Annotated in this window: 18 protein-coding genes and 1 pseudogene; 7 read left to right on the top strand and 12 right to left on the bottom strand. The window is 64.3% G+C overall.

Annotated elements, in window-relative coordinates; genetic code table 11:
- Window positions 1-94: 94 nt before the first annotated feature.
- Together P6U28_RS27090 and P6U28_RS27085 are read right to left on the bottom strand one after the other, a co-directional pair.
- Entirely contained in the window at window positions 95-1624 is a 1530-nt protein-coding gene (locus tag P6U28_RS27090; RefSeq protein WP_164936747.1) for an MFS transporter, read from the bottom strand.
- A gap of 188 nt (window positions 1625-1812) precedes the next feature.
- Window positions 1813-2807, bottom strand: a pseudogene (locus P6U28_RS27085) (CaiB/BaiF CoA transferase family protein).
- A 279-nt stretch (window positions 2808-3086) separates the two neighbouring features.
- Between P6U28_RS27085 and istA the strand changes: the two are divergent.
- Both istA and istB read left to right on the top strand, forming a co-directional pair.
- The gene (gene istA, locus P6U28_RS27080) at window positions 3087-4619 is read left to right on the top strand and encodes an IS21 family transposase (protein WP_162500572.1); all 1533 of its coding nucleotides are present in this window, start codon (window positions 3087-3089) and stop codon (window positions 4617-4619) included.
- 11 nt (window positions 4620-4630) lie between these two features.
- Window positions 4631-5374: an IS21-like element helper ATPase IstB gene (istB, locus tag P6U28_RS27075; RefSeq protein WP_012041725.1), complete on the top strand. Its 744-nt coding sequence runs from the start codon at window positions 4631-4633 to the stop codon at window positions 5372-5374.
- 166 nt (window positions 5375-5540) lie between these two features.
- On the opposite strand, the gene P6U28_RS27070 is transcribed toward istB, so the two are convergent.
- A complete protein-coding gene (locus tag P6U28_RS27070; RefSeq protein WP_407120259.1) occupies window positions 5541-5747 on the bottom strand; it encodes a CoA transferase in 207 nt (68 codons plus the stop codon).
- Between the two features lie 375 nt (window positions 5748-6122).
- On the opposite strand from P6U28_RS27070, the gene P6U28_RS27065 reads away from it, so the two are divergent.
- Together P6U28_RS27065 and P6U28_RS27060 are read left to right on the top strand one after the other, a co-directional pair.
- Window positions 6123-6464 (top strand): hypothetical protein, encoded by a 342-nt coding sequence (locus P6U28_RS27065; protein WP_122401056.1) that lies wholly within the window; start codon window positions 6123-6125, stop codon window positions 6462-6464.
- 413 nt (window positions 6465-6877) lie between these two features.
- Window positions 6878-7555: a ParA family protein gene (locus P6U28_RS27060; protein ID WP_122401057.1), complete on the top strand. Its 678-nt coding sequence runs from the start codon at window positions 6878-6880 to the stop codon at window positions 7553-7555.
- A 184-nt stretch (window positions 7556-7739) separates the two neighbouring features.
- Here P6U28_RS27060 and P6U28_RS27055 read toward each other — a convergent pair whose 3' ends face one another.
- The 5 genes from P6U28_RS27055 to trxB all read right to left on the bottom strand — a co-directional run bounded on the left by P6U28_RS27055 (window position 7740) and on the right by trxB (window position 11579).
- Complete coding sequence (locus P6U28_RS27055) at window positions 7740-7886, bottom strand: hypothetical protein (protein WP_164936746.1); 147 nt, start codon at window positions 7884-7886, stop codon at window positions 7740-7742.
- A 130-nt stretch (window positions 7887-8016) separates the two neighbouring features.
- A complete protein-coding gene (locus P6U28_RS27050) occupies window positions 8017-8172 on the bottom strand; it encodes a hypothetical protein (protein ID WP_160118751.1) in 156 nt (51 codons plus the stop codon).
- A gap of 159 nt (window positions 8173-8331) precedes the next feature.
- Complete coding sequence (locus P6U28_RS27045) at window positions 8332-9240, bottom strand: 4-hydroxy-tetrahydrodipicolinate synthase (RefSeq protein ID WP_122401059.1); 909 nt, start codon at window positions 9238-9240, stop codon at window positions 8332-8334.
- 444 nt (window positions 9241-9684) lie between these two features.
- Entirely contained in the window at window positions 9685-10608 is a 924-nt protein-coding gene (locus P6U28_RS27040; protein ID WP_162500129.1) for a LysR family transcriptional regulator, read from the bottom strand.
- Between the two features lie 5 nt (window positions 10609-10613).
- Entirely contained in the window at window positions 10614-11579 is a 966-nt protein-coding gene (trxB, locus tag P6U28_RS27035; protein ID WP_122401061.1) for a thioredoxin-disulfide reductase, read from the bottom strand.
- A gap of 265 nt (window positions 11580-11844) precedes the next feature.
- Here trxB and P6U28_RS27030 point away from each other — a divergent pair, with 265 nt between their 5' ends.
- Window positions 11845-12324 carry an Lrp/AsnC family transcriptional regulator gene (locus tag P6U28_RS27030; protein ID WP_122401062.1) on the top strand — a complete coding sequence of 160 codons (480 nt, stop codon included), beginning with the start codon at window positions 11845-11847 and terminating at the stop codon, window positions 12322-12324.
- 276 nt (window positions 12325-12600) lie between these two features.
- On the opposite strand, the gene greA is transcribed toward P6U28_RS27030, so the two are convergent.
- From greA to P6U28_RS27015, 3 genes are all read right to left on the bottom strand, one after another.
- Window positions 12601-13074, bottom strand: a complete 474-nt coding sequence (gene greA, locus P6U28_RS27025) for a transcription elongation factor GreA (protein ID WP_129142536.1) — start codon at window positions 13072-13074, stop codon at window positions 12601-12603.
- Between the two features lie 209 nt (window positions 13075-13283).
- Entirely contained in the window at window positions 13284-16748 is a 3465-nt protein-coding gene (gene carB / locus P6U28_RS27020; RefSeq protein WP_407120258.1) for a carbamoyl-phosphate synthase large subunit, read from the bottom strand.
- A 143-nt stretch (window positions 16749-16891) separates the two neighbouring features.
- Window positions 16892-18061: an MFS transporter gene (locus tag P6U28_RS27015; protein ID WP_122401064.1), complete on the bottom strand. Its 1170-nt coding sequence runs from the start codon at window positions 18059-18061 to the stop codon at window positions 16892-16894.
- Between the two features lie 110 nt (window positions 18062-18171).
- Between P6U28_RS27015 and P6U28_RS27010 the strand changes: the two genes are divergently transcribed.
- The gene (locus P6U28_RS27010; protein ID WP_122401065.1) at window positions 18172-18549 is read left to right on the top strand and encodes a helix-turn-helix transcriptional regulator; all 378 of its coding nucleotides are present in this window, start codon (window positions 18172-18174) and stop codon (window positions 18547-18549) included.
- Window positions 18550-18812: 263 nt separating this feature from the next.
- Here the strand turns inward: P6U28_RS27010 and P6U28_RS27005 are convergent, their stop codons facing one another.
- The gene (locus P6U28_RS27005) at window positions 18813-19514 is read right to left on the bottom strand and encodes a class I SAM-dependent methyltransferase (protein WP_122401066.1); all 702 of its coding nucleotides are present in this window, start codon (window positions 19512-19514) and stop codon (window positions 18813-18815) included.
- Between the two features lie 114 nt (window positions 19515-19628).
- Here P6U28_RS27005 and P6U28_RS27000 point away from each other — a divergent pair, with 114 nt between their 5' ends.
- Complete coding sequence (locus tag P6U28_RS27000) at window positions 19629-20150, top strand: Dps family protein (protein WP_122401067.1); 522 nt, start codon at window positions 19629-19631, stop codon at window positions 20148-20150.
- Window positions 20151-20343: the final 193 nt, after the last annotated feature.

Below are 20343 nucleotides of genomic sequence, written 5' to 3'. Positions count from 1 at the left end.
AGCGCGACGTCGAGCCACTATGCTATGCCGGCGGGGCTGCTCGTCCCATCGACGGTAGGCGCCGCCCGACTCGGATCTGCCTTGGTGTTCGCTTTCAACGCGCCGCTTGCGATCCAATCGGTCGGATCCAAAACCGAAGAAGAATGCCGCCCAGCAAGGAGCAGAGCGCCGCCACTTGCAACACTATGCGTAGCGCGCGTTCGAACGCGGCCGTTGCGGCTTCGGTGATGCCGGCTTGTCCGGCCAGTATTGCATTCAGCGCTTCGTTGGCTTGTGCCCGCGGCGCACCGGCAAGATGATACGAAAAGCTGGCAAACAAAACGGCGCCAAGCGCCGCGACTGCAAAGAGACCTGCCACCCGGGCGACCGCGTTGTTGACGCCCGAAGCGAGTCCTGCGTGGGCGTCACCCACCGACGACATTACCATCGACGTCAGCGGCGGGACCGTGATGGTCATACCGATGCCAAATACGCAGATCGCCGGAAACGCTCCGGCCCAGTAGGATTGTCGGAAATCGGCAAAAGCCAGCAGCGCCAGACCGCAGCCTGCGATGACGGGCCCGAAGGTGAGCGACTGCTGCGGCCCGAAACGGTCGGAAAGCATGCCGGCGAATTGCGCGCCGAAACCCATGATGAGAGCAAATGGAAGCAGTGCTGCACCGGCCTGTGTCGCGGAGTAGCCGCCGAGCCGGATCAAGCCAAACGGCAGATAATACAGCGCACCGCCTAGCGCAAAATAAAGCAACAGCGTCAATGCGTTGGCTGCGGCAAAACTGCGCGAACCGTACAGCGATAGCGGCATCATTGCTCGTGCGCCGAGCCGGGCTTCGATTGCGAGAAATAACAAGAGCAATAGAAATCCCGATCCGAGCGCGCCGACTACGGTTCTGTCAGAAAATCCCGAGGCCGGAATGGCGTTAAGCCCCCAGGTGATCGAGGCGAGAGCGGCGGCGATGGTGGCCGCTCCGGTCCAGTCCAACGATTTTGCGCTGTCATTTCGGCTTTCGCCTGCGAAGCTCGCAAGTCCCGCCGCGACGGCCGCCAGCGGCACATTGAGCAGAAAAATCGCGCGCCACGACACCTGATCGACGAGCCAGCCGCCCAATACCGGGCCGACGGCGGCGGTCAGCGCGCCGACACCAGCCCATACTCCGATCGCATGATTGCGCTCGTGCTCGTCAAAAGTCGCTCCCAACATCGCGAGGCTCGCCGGGATGAGGAACGCGGCGCCAACCCCTTGAATTGCGCGGCTTGCGACTAGCACCGTGATGTTGGGGGACAGGCCGCACGTAATAGAGGCCAAGGTGAATATCGTAATGCCGAAAACAAAGATGCGTCGACGGCCGTAAAGATCGGCAGCCGCCCCTCCAACCAGCACCGTAGCGCTTAGCAGCAGCAGGTAAGCATTAACGATCCATTGGGTCGCGGCCACGCTTGCATGCAGGACGTGCTGAATCGTCGGCAGGGCGATATTTACGACAGACCCATCGACCAATGCCATGCTCGACCCGAATATGGTCGCCGCCAGCGTCAGCCGCTTGCGTCTTTGCGACGGTGCCGCGTCAAAAGCTGGTGTCACCCGGATAACGTTGGCGTCGCAGGGAGATTGCATGAAACCAATCATTTGGGGGGCTCGAGAAGCGTGGCTGTCGCGGTCAGCGTGCGCCTCGAGGGTACCGTTGGCAACCGCCGGTTTCGCCCATTTCGCCGGGTCGCTCAGACGGAGGTCGGCTCCTGGCCCTTTGGCGACGAGACGGGAGCGGTGCGCGGGGACGGCCAGGTACGCCCGCGTTGGTCGCAGCGAGACCATCGTCACGTTTCCTTTGCGAGACCGAGCTCGCTGAGGATGGCTTCGTTGTGCTGACCGACATCAGGCACCGGGTCCATCCGCGGCGCTACGTCGGGAATGGTGAGGGCGGGCAGGAAGCTCATCACCGGCCCGCAGGGCGATCCCACGCTCTGCACCCGCGAGCGCGCATGGAGTTGCTCATGCTGCAGGAAGGCCTCGACCGAGTTCAGATGCGCGTTGGCGATCGCGGCTTCATCGAGCAGCCGCAGCACCTCCTCGCTGGTCATCGCGGCAAAACGCTGCTCGATATGCGCCTGCAGATCGTCGCGGTTCTGCATGCGCAGCGGATTGGTGCGGAAGCTCGGATGGTCGGCGAAGCCGGCGTCGCCAAGCACCGGCACAGCGACCGCCATTCCCGGTCGTTCTGGATGCCGAAGAAGATCGTGGTGCCGTCACCCACGCGGAACGGGCCGTAGGGCGCGATCGTCGCATGCTTCGCGCCGGTGCGCGGCAGCGGCCGGCCGGTACTCATCGTGTAGAAGGCGGGATAGCTCATCCAGTCCGTGATGGAATCGAACAGCGAGGCCTGGAAGGCCGTGCCCTTGCCGGTTCGCTCCCGGCGATACAGCGCCATCAGCACGCCGTTGAGAATGTACATCCCCGTGGCGATATCGACCACGGAAAGCCCCACCTTGGCCGGCTCCGCCTCGGTGCCGTTGACGGCGAGCACGCCGGCCTCGCACTGGACCAGCAGATCATAGGCCTTCTTGTTGCTGTAGGGGCCGCCGCTGCCATAGCCCGAGACGTCGCAGGCGATGAGGCGCGGAAATCTTCGCACGAGCGATGCGGCATCGAGGTCGAGCCGCTCCGCAGCACCAGGCGCGAGATTCTGGATGAACACATCCGCCCGCGGCAGCAGGGCGTCGAGCACCTTGCGGCCGCTCTCGCTCTTGATGTCGATGGCGAGGCTTTGCTTGGAACGATTGGTCCAGACGAACTGGCTCGACATGCCGTTCATCACATGATCGTAGTCCCGGCAGAAATCGCCGCCGCCCGGCCGCTCGATCTTGATTGCGGATTCCGATCGATGTCGCCCAGGAATCCGAGATGATCTCGCCCACCATTCCGATTTGAAGTCGCCCACCCGTTCCGAGATGATGTCGCCCACCATTCCGGGATGATGTCGCCCGGGTATCGCAAGAGCGAACCCGGGGTGACGAGACCTCTTCTGGCTCCCATAGGGTCAACCTTTCGGCTTTGCGAAGGGGGACCCTGGATGCCGACGGAGAGGCTTGCGATGCGCCGTGTGCGCGATGTGATCAGGATGAAGGCGGCTGGGCTGCCGAGCCGCGAGATTGCTCGGCGGTTGGGCGCGGCGCCCTCGACGGTGCGACTGACCATCCGGCGGTTCGAGGCCGCAGGCCTGAGCTGGCCGTTGCCCGACGAACTCACGGACGCGGCCCTGGAGGCCCGCCTGTTCGCCAAGACCGGCAACGGTAACCGGCAGGGTCATCGCCGCATCGCCGAGCCCGACTGGGCGGCGGTGCACCGCGAGCTCAAGCGCAAGCACGTGACGCTGTCGATCCTGTGGGAGGAGTACATCGGCGCCGAGCCCGGCGGATACCGGTACTCGCGCTTCTGCGAGCTTTACCGCGCCTGGGAGGGGCGCCTGTCGGTGACGATGCGCCAGGCGCACGCGGCCGGCGACAAGCTGTTCGTCGACTACGCGGGCGACGGCGTGCCGGTGGTGGTCGACCGCCTCACCGGCGAGCGGAGGACGGCGCAGATCTTCGTCGCCGTGCTCGGCGCCTCGAGCTTCACCTACGCGCAGGCGACGTGGACGCAGGGGCTTGCCGACTGGATCAGCGCCCATGTTGGCGCCTTCGCGGCGATCAGCGGCGTCCCGGCGCTCTTGGTGCCTGACAACACCAAAGTCGCAGTCATCAAGGCGAGCCTCTACGACCCGCAGATCAATCGCACCTATGCGGAGATGGCCTCGCATTACGGCACGGCCGTCTTGCCGGCGCGACCTCGCAAGCCGCGCGACAAGGCCAAGGTCGAGCAGGCCGTCCTCATCATCGAGCGCTGGCTGCTCGGCCGCCTGCGCCACCGCGTCTTCTACAGCCTCGCCGAGGTCAACGCAGCGATCGGCGAGTTGCTCACCAGGCTCAACGAGGAGCGGCCGATCCGGCGGCTCGGCGTGACGCGCCGCCGGCTGCTCGAGGAGATCGACCGGCCGGCGCTCAAGCCGTTGCCGGCGAGCCCCTACGTGCTCGCCGAGTGGCGGATCCGCCGCGTCAGCCTCGACTACCACGTCGAGGTGGAGAAGCATTATTACAGCGTTCCGCATCGCTTCGCGCGTGCCGAGGTCGAGGTGCGGTTCACCGCCCGCACCGTCGAGATCTTCCACAAGGGCGAGCGGATTGCCGCGCATCAGCGCATGAGTGGCAATCACAAGCACACCACCGTGCCGGAGCACATGGCCTCCAGCCATCGGCGCTACGCCGGCTGGACTATCGGGCGTATCCGTCAGGACGCCGCCGCGATCGGGCCGGCAACCAGCGCATTGTGCGACCTCATTCTCGACGAGCGCTCGCACCCCGAACAAGGCTTCCGCGCCTGCCTCGGCATCCTCAGGCTCGCCGCCTCCTATGGGCGCGAACGGCTGGACGCGGCGGCTGCGCGGGCGATCGACATCGGCGCGCGCACCTATGGCTCGGTCAAGTCGATCCTCGCCAACAATCTCGATCGGCGTCCCGCTCACCAGCGCTCCGCGGACGATGCGCCGATCCTGCATGCCAACATCCGCGGACCGCGCTACTACAATTAGGAGACCGTCCCTTGCTCACCCATCCGACCCTCGACCGCCTCAACGCCCTCGGCCTCCACGGCATGGCTAAGGCCTTCGCCGACATCGAAGCCGCCGGTGAGGCTGGCAGCCTCGGTCACGCCGAATGGCTTGCTCTGCTGCTCGAACGTGAAGCCTCGCTGCGGCACGACAAACGGCTCGCCACTCGCCTGCGCTACGCCAAGCTGCGCCAGCAGGCATGCGTCGAGGACATCGACTACCGCACCCCGCGCGGTCTCGACCGCCCGCTGTTCGCCAAGCTTGTGGAGGGCCGTTGGATCGACGACCACGTCAATCTCCTGATCTGCGGCCCGGCAGGCGTCGGCAAGAGTTGGCTCGCCTCGGCGCTCGGCCACAAAGCCTGTCGCGACAATCGCTCCGTGCTCTATCAGCGCGTCCCGCGCCTGTTCGACGATCTGGCGCTCGCCCGCGGCGACGGTCGTCACCCACGCCTGTTGCGCGGCCTTGGCCGTGTCGATCTGCTGATCCTCGATGATTGGGGCCTCGAGCCGCTCGATGCCGGCGCCCGTCACGACCTCCTGGAAATCCTCGAAGATCGCTACGGTCATCGCTCCACCATCGTCACCAGCCAGCTCCCCGTGGACCAGTGGCATCTGCTCATTGGAGATCCCACCTATGCCGACGCCGTGCTCGATCGTCTCGTCCACAATGCCCATCGGCTCGACCTCACCGGTGAGAGCCTGCGCCGAACCCGGCAATCCGCCCGAAAGACCTGAGCGCTGTGGACATGCCGCTGCGCTTGGACAACGCAATCGCGTTGCCCACATGCCCACAGCAACCGCAGAAGAAGAAAAAAGGTTGAAGTCGCGATTCCAGATTGACCGCGCGGCTTGACCGATGCCAGAGAACCAGCCGGCCAGAACGCCTCGCCGCTGGGCGAGATCAAATCGGAAAGGTGGGCGACATCGTCTCGGAATCCACGGGCGACTTCATATCGGTACGCCTGGGCGACTTCGTCGGAATCCGCATCTTGATCACCCGTGCGCCCCAATCCGCCAGATGCCGGCTGGCCAGCGGCGCTGCGATCGCCTGCTCCAGCGAGACCACCGTCACGCCCGACAGCGGCAGCTCCGCCTCATTCCCCTCCATGCGATCGCCTCCACTCCCGCTCAAGCTCTTGATCAGCGCAGGAGACAAGCCGACCACCCACGCGCATTCTTTGATGCTGCCATCATGCTCCTGTTTTGCCCGACGAGTCAAACTCGACTTCGCAAAATCCTAAGGCATGAAATGCGTAAGGATTGCCATGACTTGGCTACTGTGCATGGGGTTGTTTTCGCAGTTTTGTCTTGAACGGCCTGTCCCCACCCTCAGGTGTCATCTCCCGCGAAAGCGGGGGATCCGGTACGCCGCGGCGTCCCTGTTGCCGAGACCGCACACGTGCCGGCTTTCGCGTCTCCCCTCGGTTGCCAATGAACCGCCGTTCACCCACTATTCGCACTGACTCGTCATGTGGGGGGATCGATGCCGGCATTTCGCTTGAAGAAGTCATTGGCCATTGCGAGCCTCTCGCTTGCCTTGGCCGTCCTGGCGCTGCCGCGCTCAGGTTTCGCCTACACCCAGGAGCAGCAGCAGGCCTGCACGCCGGATGCGATGCGGCTGTGCAGCGAGTTCGTTCCGAACGTCGATGCCATCACCGCCTGCATGATCAAGAAGAAGGCGCAGCTCTCGCCGCAATGCCGGGTGTTCTTCCGCGCCGGCCCCGAGCCGGGCGAGTTGCGCGCCGGCAAGCCGACCCACATCGCGCCGAGGACCGCGAAGAAGACCAAACCGGCCTCGAAGAAGAAGAAATCCAGCGAAGGCTAAAATCCCGAGCGAAGCGCGTGCCTGTTTTGAAACCCGACAGGCCTGGGAACCGCGCCATCGCATATCCGGCTCGCTCCGGCCGTGACATCAGCTTCGCGACAGCGGACTCGTTTTGTTCGCGCGTCGCCGCACAGGCTTGCGGCCATTACGGGCGCCTCTGACGGAAAAGAGCCGCCCCGAGGTTTGCGCGGCAAGGTTGTGTTGTCCCGTCCGCTGCTCAAGAAACGCACGCTTGCCCGCGCGCGAAGCGTTTTGCAGCAGTTTGTGTGTGACGTCACAGCAAGCAGTGTGACTCAAAAGCCAACACGCCTCGTTATTTCGTGGCGCCAACGCAACCCTCGATACATTTTTCTTTCGCGAATCACTGCGCTGATTCATTTTCGCGGCCTGGGGTCAATCTGGAGGCCGAAGGTATGAACGTAATTGTTTTTGCATCGCGTAAAGGCGGCTCGGGCAAGAGTACCCTGGCTGCACATCTCGCCGCGCAGATCAAGGCGAGCAAGCAGGTCATGCTGGTGGACGCAGATCCGCAGGGCTCGCTCACGCTGTGGCACAAGCTGCGTGGCACCAACGAGCCGCCGATCAAGGCTGCCGTGAACTCCGTCAGCGGCATCGTCTCCGCTGCCAAGCGCGACGGTTATGAATGGGTGTTGATCGACACGCCGCCGAACCTGTCGGCCGTCGTCGACGACGCGATCCGTAACGCGACGATGGTGATCATTCCGGCGCGTCCCGGCGTGTTCGACGTCAACGCGGTGCAGGAAACCATCCAGATGTGCCGCGCCGCGCGCAAGCCCTACGCGGTCGTGCTCAACGGTGCGCCGGCGCGCCGTGACGAGGTCGAAAGCCCGATCGTCACCATCGCCCGCGAAGCGCTGGCGAAATTCCGCGCTCCGGTGTGGGGCGGCCAGATCACCAACCGTTCGGATTTGCTGATGGCGCTCAGCCACGGCGAAGGCGCGCGCGAGTATCAGGCCGAGAGCCGTGCGGCTCAGGAAATCGCAAGGCTTTGGGCGGCGATCGAGCGTTCGGTGAAGGCTATTCGCGGCACGGCGTCGGCGTCCGGCGCAATGCACAAGCAGGCCGCTTAATTTTCATTGGTCATTTCGTGGATACGAAAAACGCGCGGGTCGAGCCGCGCGTTTTGCGTTTCTGCCTTCACCTGTCATTTCGGAGCACCCGAAGGGCGAAGCCGGAATCTCGAGATTCCCCGGTGCGCAATTGTGCACCTGCGGTCTGGCGCTATCGCGCCATCCGGAAATGACGAAATGAATCTTACGCCACCAACAGCATGTAGAACACGATCACCGGCGACAAGGTGAGGATCACCGACCAGATGCCGGTCGCCCAGAGAATGTCCTCGGTGGTAAAGCCCTGCTGTCCAGCGTCGCAATGCGACGCCAGTTCATTATGACTATTCACAAACGCCTCCGCGATTTCTTCGCTTATGGCGTCCACGCTAGCCGGGATGTTTTAACATTCCGGGTCGCTGCGACCAGCGCATTTGAGCACGGCCGTGACCCACGGGTTAACCATCCCGCGCCCGCTCGCGTCAGCCGATCAGCCAGACGCGAAACAGCAGCACCGGTATCAGGCCGAGCATCACCGCCCAGAACCCGAATGACGACACCATCAGAATGCCCTGCAAGAGATCGGCCGGCGCGAATTGCCGCGCGGCCGTCGGCCGGATGCGATGCCCCATGATCATTCCCCTCTCCGAGGTCCTTTGCGGAGACGATAGGCCCGATTGCGTAAACGAGCCGTGGATGCGCGATGCGGCGGCTGCGAATGCGGTTGGGATGCTGTTAACCACGGTCGCCTCTTACCCTTCCCTGGAGGGGCCCTCCAGGGAAGGGGATGGAAGCCGCTACGCCGCGACTTTCCTCCGTCGCTCGATTTCGCGATCGATCGCCGCCGCGAGCTCGCTGCTCACTTCCACCATCGGCAGGCGCACTTCGGGGCTGTCGATCAGGCCGCTGCGCCACAGCCAGTACTTCGCCGGCGCGGGGCTCGGCTCGGTGAACAACAGCCGCGTCAGCTCGGCGACCTCGTGCCAGCGCGCCTGCGCCGCATCGTGGTTGCCGCGCTTCAGCTCGGCATACACGGCTGCAAATATCGCGGTCTCGACATGGGCCGACAGCAGGATGCCGCCGTCGGCGCCGTCAATGAGCGCCTCGAGATAGTTGGCGTCCTCGCCGGTGAGCACACGAAAGTCCTTCGGCCGGTCGCGCAGCAGCGCGATCGACTGCTCGCGGCTGGCGCCGCAATCCTTCAAGCCGACGATGTTCTTGTGCTCGGCGAGCCGCAGCATGGTCTGGTTGGTGATGTTGACCGCGCAGCGATAGGGGATGTTGTAGAGCGCGATCGGCCATGCAGCGTGGTCGGCGAGCGCCTCGAAATGCGCCAGCAGCCCGCGCTGCGACGGCCGCACGTAATAGGGGCTGGCGATCAGGTAACCATCGATCGGCCAGTCCGCGGTCTCGTCGAGGCGCTCCTGCAGCCGCGAGGTGTCCGCGCCCGAGAGCCCGAGGCAGATCGGCAGGCTGCGGCCGCCGGCCGCCATCTCGTCGCGCACCACGGCGACGAGACGTTCGAACTCGGCGCCGCGCAGTGTCATGCCTTCGCCGGAGGTCGCCCCCAGGATGAAGCCGTCAACGGCCTGTCCGCCGTAATGCCGCGTCAGTCGCCGCAGTGACCTGTCGTCCAGTGCGCCGCCCTGAAACGGCGTCACCAGCGGCAGCCATAGCCCATGCAAATGATCTCGTAGTCCGGTCATGTTCCATCTCCTTCTCGGGAAAAAGCCTGAGACGGAGGCACATGAAAAAACCCCGTCCAGGCGGCGGGGTTTTCGGGATTTGTTCGCAATGACGACGTCAGCCTAGTGCGCGCAGAAATCCGAGGCCCCGGGATGGGGGCCTTTTTTCGAGATGACTGCGCACGACTTCGTGATCATTTGCAAATGATGCGGGGTATGCCTGGAACTGTCAATACACGCGGAGCGCGAAGCCACATTTTGACGAAAAAAAGCCGGACCCGAGGGCCCGGCTTAGGTATTGGCCACGTGAGGCCGACACAATCACCTTCCAAGAGGGATTACTGAACTCCCGCGCCACTGGAGGAGGGGGACAAATGCGCAACGCGAAGGCTCAGCGTGCAAACATTATGGGCTTGCCAAGCGCCATGCAGCAACAGCCGAGGCCGCATGTCAGTCATGCGGAAATCAGGACGGCCAGCGCTGTGCCTTGCTCACCACGAAGTCGCGGAACACCTGCACGCGCGCGACCGTCTTCAACTCCTCGGGATAGACGAAGTAAGTGTCGAGCTGGATCGAATCCGACTCGCCGAATAGCTGCACGAGCTTGCTCTGCTCCTCGACGAGGTAGTCGGGCAGGGCGGCGATGCCGAGTCCCTGCTGGCAGGCGCGCACGAGTCCGAGGATGTTGTTGACCTTGAAATAGGCTTCGCGCGGACCCGACCCGTTGCGACCGGCTTCGATCAGCCAGTTGCGGTTCTGCAGATGCGGCGCGAAGTTGCCGTCGGCAAGCGTGATGATGCGGTGGGAGTCGAGCTCCTCCAGCGTGCGTGGCGTGCCGAAGCGCTTGATGTATTCCGGCGAGCAATAGGCGTGAAAGCCCATTGCGAACAGCTTGCGCTGGATGAGATCGGGCTGCGTCGGCTTGCGGGTGCGGATCGCGACGTCGGCCTCGCGCATCGATAGATCGAGCTCCTCGTCGGTGACGATCAACGAGATCCGGATCTCCGGATAGAGCGCGGTGAACTCGCCGAGCCGCGGGATCAGCCAGTTGATGCCGACGCCGGGCGTGGTGGTGATCTTGAGGTCGCCGCTCGGCCGCTCGCGGCTGTCGGTCAGCTTGGCGCGCGCCGCCTGCAGCTGCATGAACACGTCGTGCGCGGTGCGGAACAAGAGGTCGCCCTGTTCGGTGAGGATCAGGCCGCGGGCGTGGCGGTGAAACAGCGAGACCGAAAGCTCCTGCTCCAGCGCCGAGACCTGGCGGGAGACCGCCGATTGCGACAGACCAAGCTGCTCGCCAGCATGCGTGAAGCTGCCCGCTTCCGCCGCCGCGTGAAACACCTTCAGCTTGTCCCAGTCCATATCCGTGAATCCGTCGCGTGTTCGAGGCATGATCTTCATTCCGCTGCCGCGCGCTCGCTGGCGCGAAGGGCCAAGAAACGTTCGGCTTCGAGTGCGGCCATGCAGCCGAGGCCGGCGGCCGTCACGGCCTGGCGATAGGTCTCGTCGGCGACGTCGCCGGCGGCAAACAAGCCGGGCACCGACGTGGCGGTCGAGTTCGGGGCGACCTCGACATAGCCCGACGGTTTGAGCTTGACCTGGCCCTTGACGAGCTCGGTTGCCGGTGCGTGGCCGATGGCGATGAAGATGCCGTCGGCCTTCACGTTCGTGAGCGCGCCGGTCCTGACGTTCTTGAGCCGGACATGGGTGACTTTGTTGGGGTTCTCGGTGCCGCAGATCTCGTCGACGGCGGAGTCCCAGATCACCTTGATCTTCGGATGCTTGAACAGGCGTTCCTGCAGGATGCGCTCGGCACGGAAGTGATCGCGACGATGCACGATGGTGACCTGCGAAGCATGGTTGGTGAGGTACAGGGCTTCCTCGACCGCGGTGTTGCCGCCGCCGACCACGATGACTTCCTTGCCACGGTAGAAGAAGCCGTCGCAGGTGGCGCAGGCCGACACGCCGCCGCCCTGGAACTTCGCTTCGGAGGGCAGCCCAAGCCAGCGTGCTTGCGCTCCCGTGGCGAGGATCACGGTGTCGGCGAGATAGACGTCGCCGCTGTCGCAGGTGAGACGGAACGGCCGTTGCGCAGTCTCCAGCTTGGTGACCAGGTCGGTGACGATCTTGGTGCCGACATGGACCGCCTGCTTCTCCATCTGCTCCATCAGCCAGGGGCCCTGGATCACGTCGGCGAAGCCCGGATAGTTCTCGACGTCCGTGGTGATGGTGAGCTGGCCGCCGGGCTGGATGCCCTGGATCAGGATCGGCTCGAGCATCGCGCGCGCGGCGTAGATCGCGGCGGTGTAGCCGGCGGGGCCAGAGCCAATAATGACGACCTTTGCATGAACAGGAGCGGACATTTCGATGGACGCCTTTCACGGGGGATTTGCAGCGCGGGCGCGGAACGTGCCGGGAGGCCTCGCGGAGGCGCTGAAATATCAGAGCCAATCTAAGCTTTCTGATGAGCCATGCAAGAATTGCATTCCCTCACGGCGGATTTTTCCAACAGGGAACAAAAGCCGATCGGGCCGCGCGCGCAATAAAATTGCGTCGACAGTGCGGACTGGGCTATGAGGATTTCGACAAATCACCCAATACCCCGTAAGGGGCAGGAGTTCCAATCACGTGTCGCGGAACCTAGACGAGATCGACCTGAAAATTCTCGCCGAGATTCAGGCCGACGGTCGAATCACGAATGTCGAGCTGGCCAAGCGCGTCGGCATCTCGCCGCCCCCCTGCCTGCGCCGCGTCCGCGCGCTGGAGGAGGAGGGCTACATCCACGGCTATCGGGGCCTTTTGGATGCCCGCAAGCTCGGCTTCGACGTCACCGTGTTCGCGGCCGTGCACCTGTCCAGCCAGGCCGAGGCCGATTTGCGCGCGTTCGAGGAGTTCGTCCGCGCCGAGCCCCTGGTGCGGGAATGCTGGATGCTGTCGGGCGAGGTCGATTTCATCCTGAAATGCGTCGCCCCCGACATGGCGACCTTCCAGGATTTCGTCACCCACCTCACTGCAGCGCCCCATGTGCGCAACGTGCGCACCTCGCTGGTACTGCACAATTCGAAATACGAGGCGGCGGTGCCGCTGGAGGTGAAGGGGCGGAGGTAGATCGCTCATTCCGTCATCCTGATGAGGCTCGCCGAAGAGGCGGGCACCTCAGAGTGACGGTGATGGAGTTGGGTCCGCTGCTTCCACATCGACAGTGCGAGCGCAGCGAAACAATCCAGAGTCTTTCCGCAGCGGCAGTCTGGATTTGCTTCGCTGCGCCCGCACAATGTCGGATGGCGAGAGCCAGCGTTCACCCATGCCAACAACACGCAAAAACAAAAAGGCCGCGCCACGCGCGGCCTTTTCGAAACATCATTACACGGTGGCGGCAAATGCTTACCGCCACTCCACCTTGGTGATCTCGTAGGCCTTGGCGCCGCCGGGCGTATTGACCTCGACGGAAGCGCCCTTCTTCTTGCCGATCAGTGCGCGCGCGAGCGGCGAGGTGATGGAGATGCGGCCCTTCTTGGCGTCGGCCTCGACCTCGCCGACGATCTGCCACACCGTCTTCTTCTCGGTGTCCTCATCGACCAGCGTCACGGTGGCGCCGAACTTGATGGTGTCGCCGGACAGTTTCGAGATGTCGATGATGTCGGCGCGCGCAAGCTTGTCCTCGAGCTCGGCGATGCGGCCCTCATTGTGGGACTGCTCTTCCTTCGCGGCATGATACTCCGCGTTCTCCGACAGGTCTCCGTGCGAGCGCGCCTCGGCGATGTGCTCGATGATCCGCGGACGGTCCACGGACTGGCGGTGCTTCAATTCTTCCCCGAGCGCGACAAAGCCGGCCTGGGTCATCGGAACCTTTTCCATCTCTTCTCTCGTCCTTCAGCTGCGCGCCCCGGAAAGATGCGGGGCGCGGCAACCTTGATTCGTCGGTATTCCCGGGGCTGAACACGCGCCCGCCGGGATCTCTCATGTGGTCTGGCGCCGGAACAGAACAACCACATGGCCGGACGGTTCCTCCGGCCATTGTAGCTTCATTGCCAATCACTTAGCGGCGGGTTCGCCGCCGCTCGCGATCAGGTTTCCGAAAAGTAGCTCTGCAGGGTACGAACCTCAAGGTCCCCGCCCAGATAGGCGCGGATGCCCTGCGCGGCCGCCACGGCCCCGGAAAGAGTGGTGTAATATGGCACTTTATGCAAGAGGGCCGCGCGCCGCAGCGAACGGCTGTCCGCCAGCGCCTGCGGGCCTTCGGTGGTGTTGAAGACGAGCTGGACGTCGCCATTGGTGATGGCATCGACGATGTGCGGCCGCCCCTCCAGCACCTTGTTCACCTTCTCGGTCGGAATGCCCTGGTCGGTCAGGAAGCGCGCGGTGCCCGACGTCGCCAGCACCTTGAAGCCGAGCGAGTGCAATTCGCGAACGGAGTCGGCGATGCGCGTCTTGTCGCTTTCGCGCACCGAGACGAACACCGTGCCCTTGCGCGGCACCCTGGTGCCGCCGCCGAGTTGGCTCTTGGCGAAGGCGACCGCGAACGAGCGGTCGATGCCCATGACCTCGCCGGTCGAGCGCATCTCGGGGCCGAGCACGGTATCGACGCCGGGGAACCGGGCGAACGGAAATACCGATTCCTTGACGCCGACGTGCTTGAGCGCCGCCTTCTTCAGCTTGAAGTCGGCGAGCTTCTCGCCCGCCATGATGCGCGCGGCGATCTTGGCGACCGGCATGCCGATCACCTTGGCCACGAACGGCACGGTGCGCGAAGCGCGCGGATTGACCTCGAGCACGTAGATCTCGCCGTCCTTGATGGCGTATTGCACGTTCATCAGGCCAATGACGTCGAGGCCGAGCGCGAGCTCGCGAGTCTGCCGCTCCAGCTCTTCGATCATCTTCGCATCGAGCGAGTGCGGCGGAAGCGAGCAGGCGCTATCGCCGGAATGGATGCCGGCTTCCTCGATGTGCTCCATGATGCCGACGATGAACGTGTCCCTGCCGTCGCAGAGGCAGTCGACGTCGACTTCGGTTGCATCAGACAGATAACGATCGAACAGCAGCGGGTTCTTGCCGAGCACGGTGTTGATCTGCCCGGTCTTGTCGTTCGGATAGCGCGCCTTGACGTCGGCCGGCACCAGCTCCGGCAGCGTGCCGAGCAGATAGTCGTTGAGCTGGTTCTCCTCGCGGATGATCTGCATGGCGCGGCCGCCGAGCACGTAGGACGGGCGCACCACGAGCGGCAGGCCGAGATCGGCGGAGACGAGGCGAGCCTGCTCGACCGAATAGGCGATGCCGTTCTTCGGCTGCTTGAGCCTGAGCTTGTCGAGCACGCGCTTGAAGCGGTCGCGGTCCTCGGCAAGGTCGATGGCGTCCGGCGAGGTGCCGAGGATCGGCACTTCGGCGGCTTCCAGCGCGTGCGCCAGCTTCAGCGGGGTCTGACCGCCGAACTGCACGATCACGCCGTGTAGCGTGCCCTTGCTGCGCTCCGTCGCGATGATCTCGAGCACATCCTCGGAGGTGAGCGGCTCGAAATAGAGCCGGTCAGCCGTATCGTAGTCGGTCGACACCGTCTCCGGGTTGCAGTTGACCATGATGGATTCGTAGCCGGCATCGTGCAGGGCGAAGCAGGCATGACAGCAGCAATAGTCGAACTCGATGCCCTGGCCGATGCGGTTCGGCCCGCCGCCGAGAATGATGACCTTCTTCTTGTCGGATGGCGTGCTCTCGTCCGCCAGTGCTCCCGCAAACGGCGCCTCGTAGGTCGAGTACATGTAGGCGGTCGGCGAGGCGAACTCGGCCGCGCAGGTATCGATGCGCTTGTAGACGGGGCGAACGCCGAGCGCATGGCGCTTCGCCTTGACCTCGGCCTCTGTCGTCTCGGCGAGCACGGCGAGCCGCGCGTCGGAGAAGCCCATGGCCTTCAGCGTGCGCATGCCGAAGGCGTTGCCGGGCAGGCCGTTCTTCCTGACCTTCTCCTCCATGTCGACGATGCCGCGCATCTCGCCGAGGAACCACGGATCGATCTTGCAGGAGTTGAAGATGTCTTCGTTCGACCAGCCGAGCCGCATGGCCTGGGCGACCTGAAGAATGCGGTTCGGCGTCGGCGTGCCGAGCGCGGCGCGGATCGCATTCTTGTCGTCGTCGCGGCCGAGGCCCTCGATCTCGATCTCGTCGAGGCCGGTCAATCCGGTCTCGAGCCCGCGCAGCGCCTTCTGCAGGCTTTCCTGGAAAGTGCGGCCGATCGCCATGACTTCGCCGACCGACTTCATCGACGTGGTCAGCGTGGCCGAGGCGCCCGGGAATTTCTCGAAGGCGAAGCGCGGCACCTTGGTGACGACGTAATCGATCGTCGGCTCGAACGAGGCCGGCGTGGCGCCGCCGGTGATGTCGTTGGCGATCTCATCGAGCGTGTAGCCGACCGCGAGCTTGGCGGCGACCTTTGCGATCGGAAAGCCGGTGGCCTTCGAGGCCAGCGCGGACGAGCGCGACACGCGCGGATTCATCTCGATGACGACCATGCGGCCATCTTCGGGATTGACGCCGAACTGCACGTTGGAGCCGCCGGTCTCGACCCCGATCTCGCGCAGCACCGCGATCGAGGCGTCGCGCATGATCTGGTATTCCTTGTCGGTCAGCGTCAGCGCCGGCGCCACCGTGATGGAGTCGCCGGTGTGCACGCCCATCGGATCGAGGTTCTCGATCGAGCAGACGATGATGCAATTGTCGTTCTTGTCGCGCACCACCTCCATCTCGTACTCTTTCCAGCCGAGCACGGATTCCTCGATCAGCACTTCGTTGGTCGGAGACGCATCGAGACCGCGCTCGATGATGTCGAGGAACTCTTCCTTGTTGTAGGCGATGCCGCCGCCGGTGCCGCCCATGGTGAAGGACGGGCGGATGATCGCGGGCAGGCCGATCTCGGATAGCGCCATCATCGCCTGCCCAAGCGCGTACTCCTGATAGCGCTTGCGGCGGTCGCCTTCGCCGAGAGTCCATTGCCGGTCGAGCTCTTCGAGCGCCGCGCCCGACAGTTTCTCGCGTTCGGCGAGATATTTGTCGCGGAACGACTTCTTCAGCTCGGAGGCGTTGGCGAGCCGCGACTTCGGCGTCTGCAGCCCGATCTTCTCCATGGCGTTGCGGAACAGCTGGCGGTCTTCGGCCTTGTCGATGGCATCGGCGGTGGCGCCGATCATCTCGACGTCGAACTTCTCCAGCGTGCCCTGCCGGCGCAGCGACAGCGCGCAGTTCAGCGCGGTCTGGCCGCCCATGGTCGGCAGCAGCGCGAAGCCGCCGGGAATGACGTGACGTTCCTTCTCGATGATCTTGGCGACGATCTCGGGCGTGATCGGCTCGATATAGGTCGCATCGGCCAGCTCCGGGTCGGTCATGATGGTGGCCGGGTTGGAATTGACGAGGACGATGCGATAGCCCTCTTCCTTCAGCGTCTTCACCGCCTGAGTGCCCGAATAGTCGAACTCGCAGGCCTGGCCGATCACGATGGGACCGGCGCCGATGATCAGGATGGTGGTGATGTCTGTACGTTTGGGCATCAACTCTCGCCGAAGTGGAATTTGGGCACAAAAAAAGGGCGCGCCTGCTGCGCGTCCCTTTGGCCGAGAGCGCGGTGGTCTCCCTCGCGCGCGGGTGGGTCTTAGACCAGTTTTCGGGGCGGCGAAACCCCGAAAAACGCCCATCAACCGGCAATTTTGACCGGTTTTGGCCGCGCCTGCCAGCCACGGGCAAGGTGCACCAGAAGCGAGGCCGCAACGCTCGATCCGCCGATCCAGCCGAGGTCTGTCGGCGACAGGGTGGCCAGCACAGCGCCGCCCAGCGCTCCGCCGATGGCGAAGCCGAGATACATGGATGAGGCGTTGAGCGAGAGCGCGATCGTCGAAGCCTGCGGCTCGATCCGGATGATGCTGGCGAGCTGGGCGGGATAGAACGCCCAGCCCGAGAGCCCCCAGAGGAAGATCGCCCCGAGCACCGCGTAATGCGCCTGTGCGGGCATCAGCTTCAGGACCAGCGAATGCAGGATCAGGGCGCCCGCCATGCCGGCGAGCCCGAGGCCCGCGGTCACGAGCGTGCCGAGCCGGTCGGCCAGGACGCCGCCAAGCATGTTCCCGATTGCCGCCGCGCCGCCAAACACCAGCAGCGCCAAGCTGATTTGCGAGGCGCCGAAGCCGAGGCCGCGCAGCGGGACCGCGAAATAGGTGAACACTGTGAAGCCGCCCAGCGCCCACAATGTCGTGATCAGCAGCGCAACCACAACGTGACCGTGGCGCGCCACCGCCAACCGTTCGCTGAGCGAGGCCGTATTGCGCGGCAGGCCTTTAGGCAGGCCGAGCAACAGGCCGGCGAGCGCGACCGCGCCGATCAGGGCGACCATGGCAAAGGTCGCGCGCCAGCCGAGCAGGCTGCCGACGAGATTGCCGAAGGGCACGCCGACCACGGTCGCAACCGTGAGCCCCGCGGTGACGAGCGCCACCGCGCGGCCACGCCGTTCGGGCGCGGCAACCGCCACGGACACCGCAAGCGCCGTGGGCATGCACAGCCCCGAGCCCAGCGCCATCAGCATCCGCGAGGCCAGCAGCAGGGCGTAGTTGGATGCCACCATCGCCGCGAGGTTGCCGGCGATGAAGGTCGTCAGTGCGAGGGCCAGGACGGTGCGGCGGTCGATATTGTTCAGCGCCACGGCGAGGATGGGCGAGCCCACCGCATAGGTGAGGGCGTAGGCGGTGACCAATTGGCCCGCGGCCGAGACCGAAATCGAAAGGTCGGTGGCGATTGCCGGCAAAAGTCCTGCAATGACAAACCCTTCAGTGCCGATCGCAAAGGCCGCCAGGGCCAGCCAGAACACGCTCATTGGAGAAATCCCCATGTTCAAGGTTTATTGAACTATTGGATGTTATGGTTCCGAGAGTCAATTGGTTCAAGAACTATTGAACATTGTCGCCGCTTCATTATGATCCGGGCATGAGCCGCACGCCACTTCATCCGACCCGCGAGCAGATCGAGCTGCCGATGGTGCTGGATTGCTTGAGCGATCCGATCCGGCTCGCCATCGTCTACCAGCTTGCCCAGCAAGAACGTGTCAGCAGCGAACTCTGTTGCGGCGATTTCAGCGGGCTTGGTGGCAAGTCGAACCTCGCCTACCACTTCGCCAAGCTGCGCGAATGCGGATTGATGCAGACGCGCGTGGCGGGCACCAATCGATTCATGCGGCTGCGACGTGAGGATCTGGAGGCGCGCTTCCCAGGCCTGCTCGATGCCGTGCTCAGTTCGGCGGCCAGGGATGCGGACCGGCTTCCGCTCGTGTCCGGCTGCGAATTGGTCGAGGGTGACCGAAAATGAGACGGTTGCTCGTGGGGTGCTGATTTGCCCGGCGTGCGTTTAGCCGGCAGTCCGTCTTCGCTTTTGCTCCGCTCCAGCTACGGCGGACACGCTTCGCCCCTGCGTGGCTGCGCCACGCGTAACCCCGCAAGCGTGGAGACCCGGCCTGGATTTGAACCAGGATGAAGAGCGATGCACCGCTCCCGCGTAGACGCTTCCGCCACCGGGCCGCGGCGATAATGACCGATCGGAATGCGAGAGGCCACCTCGGCCGATCGTTATGCTTAACGAATCAAAGGCGGTCGCGCGATGAAGGTCATGCGCCAGCGGTTATGGCCGATGTTGCTGTGGGCGCGCTGGACCGCGAAGCCCGCCGCCTTCAGCTTGGCGGTGATCTCGTCCTCGCTGTAGCGCTGCAGCCCGATGCGCGTGCGCAGATGACGGTAATCAGACAGTGCGGTGCTGATCAGCCCGAGCAGCGCGTCCTTGAGGAAGCCGTGACGCAGACCGAAGCCGAGCAGCGCCATCACGTCCCTGACCATGCCGACATTGGGCTGGAGGATATCGCCAAGCACCAGCTTGCCGGACGGCTTCAGGATACGGCGGATGTTGAGGAGGGCGGCATCGAGCTCCTCCGGCGTCATGTATTGCGCGACCGAGTTCATCACGACGAGGTCGATCGACTTGTCCTGCATCTTGCGGACGTCATCGAGCGAGCGGACGCGGATCTTGGTGTTCGGGGCGAACCGCGCGATCAGCCGGCCGCGCACGCCGGGCGCGGGCTCGGCGAGGATCAGCTTGGCGCAGGCGGCAGCCACCTGGTTCGCCGACAGCGCCTCGCCGCAGGCATAGTCCAGCACCGTCGCCTCGGGCGAGGGGATGTAGCCGATGATGTCTCGCGCAATGATCTGGAAGTGCAAATCGCGATGCAGCTTGCTGACATAGATCGTGTGCGTCGAGTCGTAATAATCGATCCAATCGTCCATGGTATTCGAACGTCCCGGCCAAATGGTTCCTGCTCAGGAACCGACGCTGCCTGCCTTGCGTTAGGGGTGCGACGGCGCGCCGTCAATGTCCGCGTCCTAACAGGAAGGTCTCCCGTGAGCAAAACGAACAAGGTCTCGCCCGATCTCGACACCCCTACCGATCTGTCGTCCGAAGGAGTCAAGAAGGTCTCGGAAGCGCTCAACGTGCTTCTGGCCGACGCGTTCGCGCTTTATCTCAAGACCAAGAATTTCCACTGGCACATCAGCGGCCGGCATTTCCGCGACTATCATTTGCTGCTCGACGAGCAGTCCGACCAGATCTTCGCCACCACCGACCAGCTTGCCGAGCGCGTCCGCAAGGTCGGCGGCACCACGCTGAAGTCGATCGGCCAGGTCGCAAAGCTCCAGACCATCAAGGACAACAACGAGGACTATGTCCCGCCGCGGGAGATGCTGCGCGAGCTGATGCAGGACAACAAGCACGTCGCAGCCGCGATGCGCAAGGCGCACGAAGTCTGCGACGAGGCCGGCGACGTCGCCAGCGCCAGCATCCTCGAGGTCTTCATCGACGAGACCGAGCGCCGCACCTGGTTCCTGTTCGAGGCGACCCGGCAGGAAGGCAGCAACGCGGCGTAGCGCACGGTGTCGTAGCAACCATTAGATTCGCCCGATCGCTGAGGGTAGCATGACGCCGTGCTTGCGGCCGTCAAGGCGTGGCCTGGCGGCAGCGGAGATGGAGTTGAGGCCAGGGCGACGGCCAGCCTTTGACGGCCGCGGCGCGCGGCGTCTTTGTGACGGCAGGTCGGGACGAAGAAACGGTGCTTCGGCC

Origin of the sequence: Bradyrhizobium sp. STM 3561 (assembly GCF_045571455.1) — a bacterium.
GTDB lineage: Bacteria > Pseudomonadota > Alphaproteobacteria > Rhizobiales > Xanthobacteraceae > Bradyrhizobium > Bradyrhizobium vignae.
Note: the sequence above shows the minus strand (reverse complement) of the source record. Positions and strands in the feature narration are given on the sequence as shown.

Excerpts from the sequence above, each read along its gene's own strand:
- P6U28_RS27090 (WP_164936747.1), bottom strand. The coding sequence starts at position 1,624 with ATGATTGGTTTCATGCAATCTCCCTGCGACGCCAACGTTATCCGGGTG.
- istA (WP_162500572.1), top strand. The coding sequence starts at position 3,087 with ATGCGCCGTGTGCGCGATGTGATCAGGATGAAGGCGGCTGGGCTGCCG.
- P6U28_RS27070 (WP_407120259.1), bottom strand. The coding sequence starts at position 5,747 with ATGGAGGGGAATGAGGCGGAGCTGCCGCTGTCGGGCGTGACGGTGGTC.
- P6U28_RS27065 (WP_122401056.1), top strand. The coding sequence starts at position 6,123 with ATGCCGGCATTTCGCTTGAAGAAGTCATTGGCCATTGCGAGCCTCTCG.
- P6U28_RS27060 (WP_122401057.1), top strand. The coding sequence starts at position 6,878 with ATGAACGTAATTGTTTTTGCATCGCGTAAAGGCGGCTCGGGCAAGAGT.
- P6U28_RS27050 (WP_160118751.1), bottom strand. The coding sequence starts at position 8,172 with ATGATCATGGGGCATCGCATCCGGCCGACGGCCGCGCGGCAATTCGCG.
- P6U28_RS27045 (WP_122401059.1), bottom strand. The coding sequence starts at position 9,240 with ATGACCGGACTACGAGATCATTTGCATGGGCTATGGCTGCCGCTGGTG.
- P6U28_RS27040 (WP_162500129.1), bottom strand. The coding sequence starts at position 10,608 with ATGCCTCGAACACGCGACGGATTCACGGATATGGACTGGGACAAGCTG.
- trxB (WP_122401061.1), bottom strand. The coding sequence starts at position 11,579 with ATGTCCGCTCCTGTTCATGCAAAGGTCGTCATTATTGGCTCTGGCCCC.
- greA (WP_129142536.1), bottom strand. The coding sequence starts at position 13,074 with ATGGAAAAGGTTCCGATGACCCAGGCCGGCTTTGTCGCGCTCGGGGAA.
- carB (WP_407120258.1), bottom strand. The coding sequence starts at position 16,748 with ATGCCCAAACGTACAGACATCACCACCATCCTGATCATCGGCGCCGGT.
- P6U28_RS27015 (WP_122401064.1), bottom strand. The coding sequence starts at position 18,061 with ATGAGCGTGTTCTGGCTGGCCCTGGCGGCCTTTGCGATCGGCACTGAA.
- P6U28_RS27010 (WP_122401065.1), top strand. The coding sequence starts at position 18,172 with ATGAGCCGCACGCCACTTCATCCGACCCGCGAGCAGATCGAGCTGCCG.
- P6U28_RS27005 (WP_122401066.1), bottom strand. The coding sequence starts at position 19,514 with ATGGACGATTGGATCGATTATTACGACTCGACGCACACGATCTATGTC.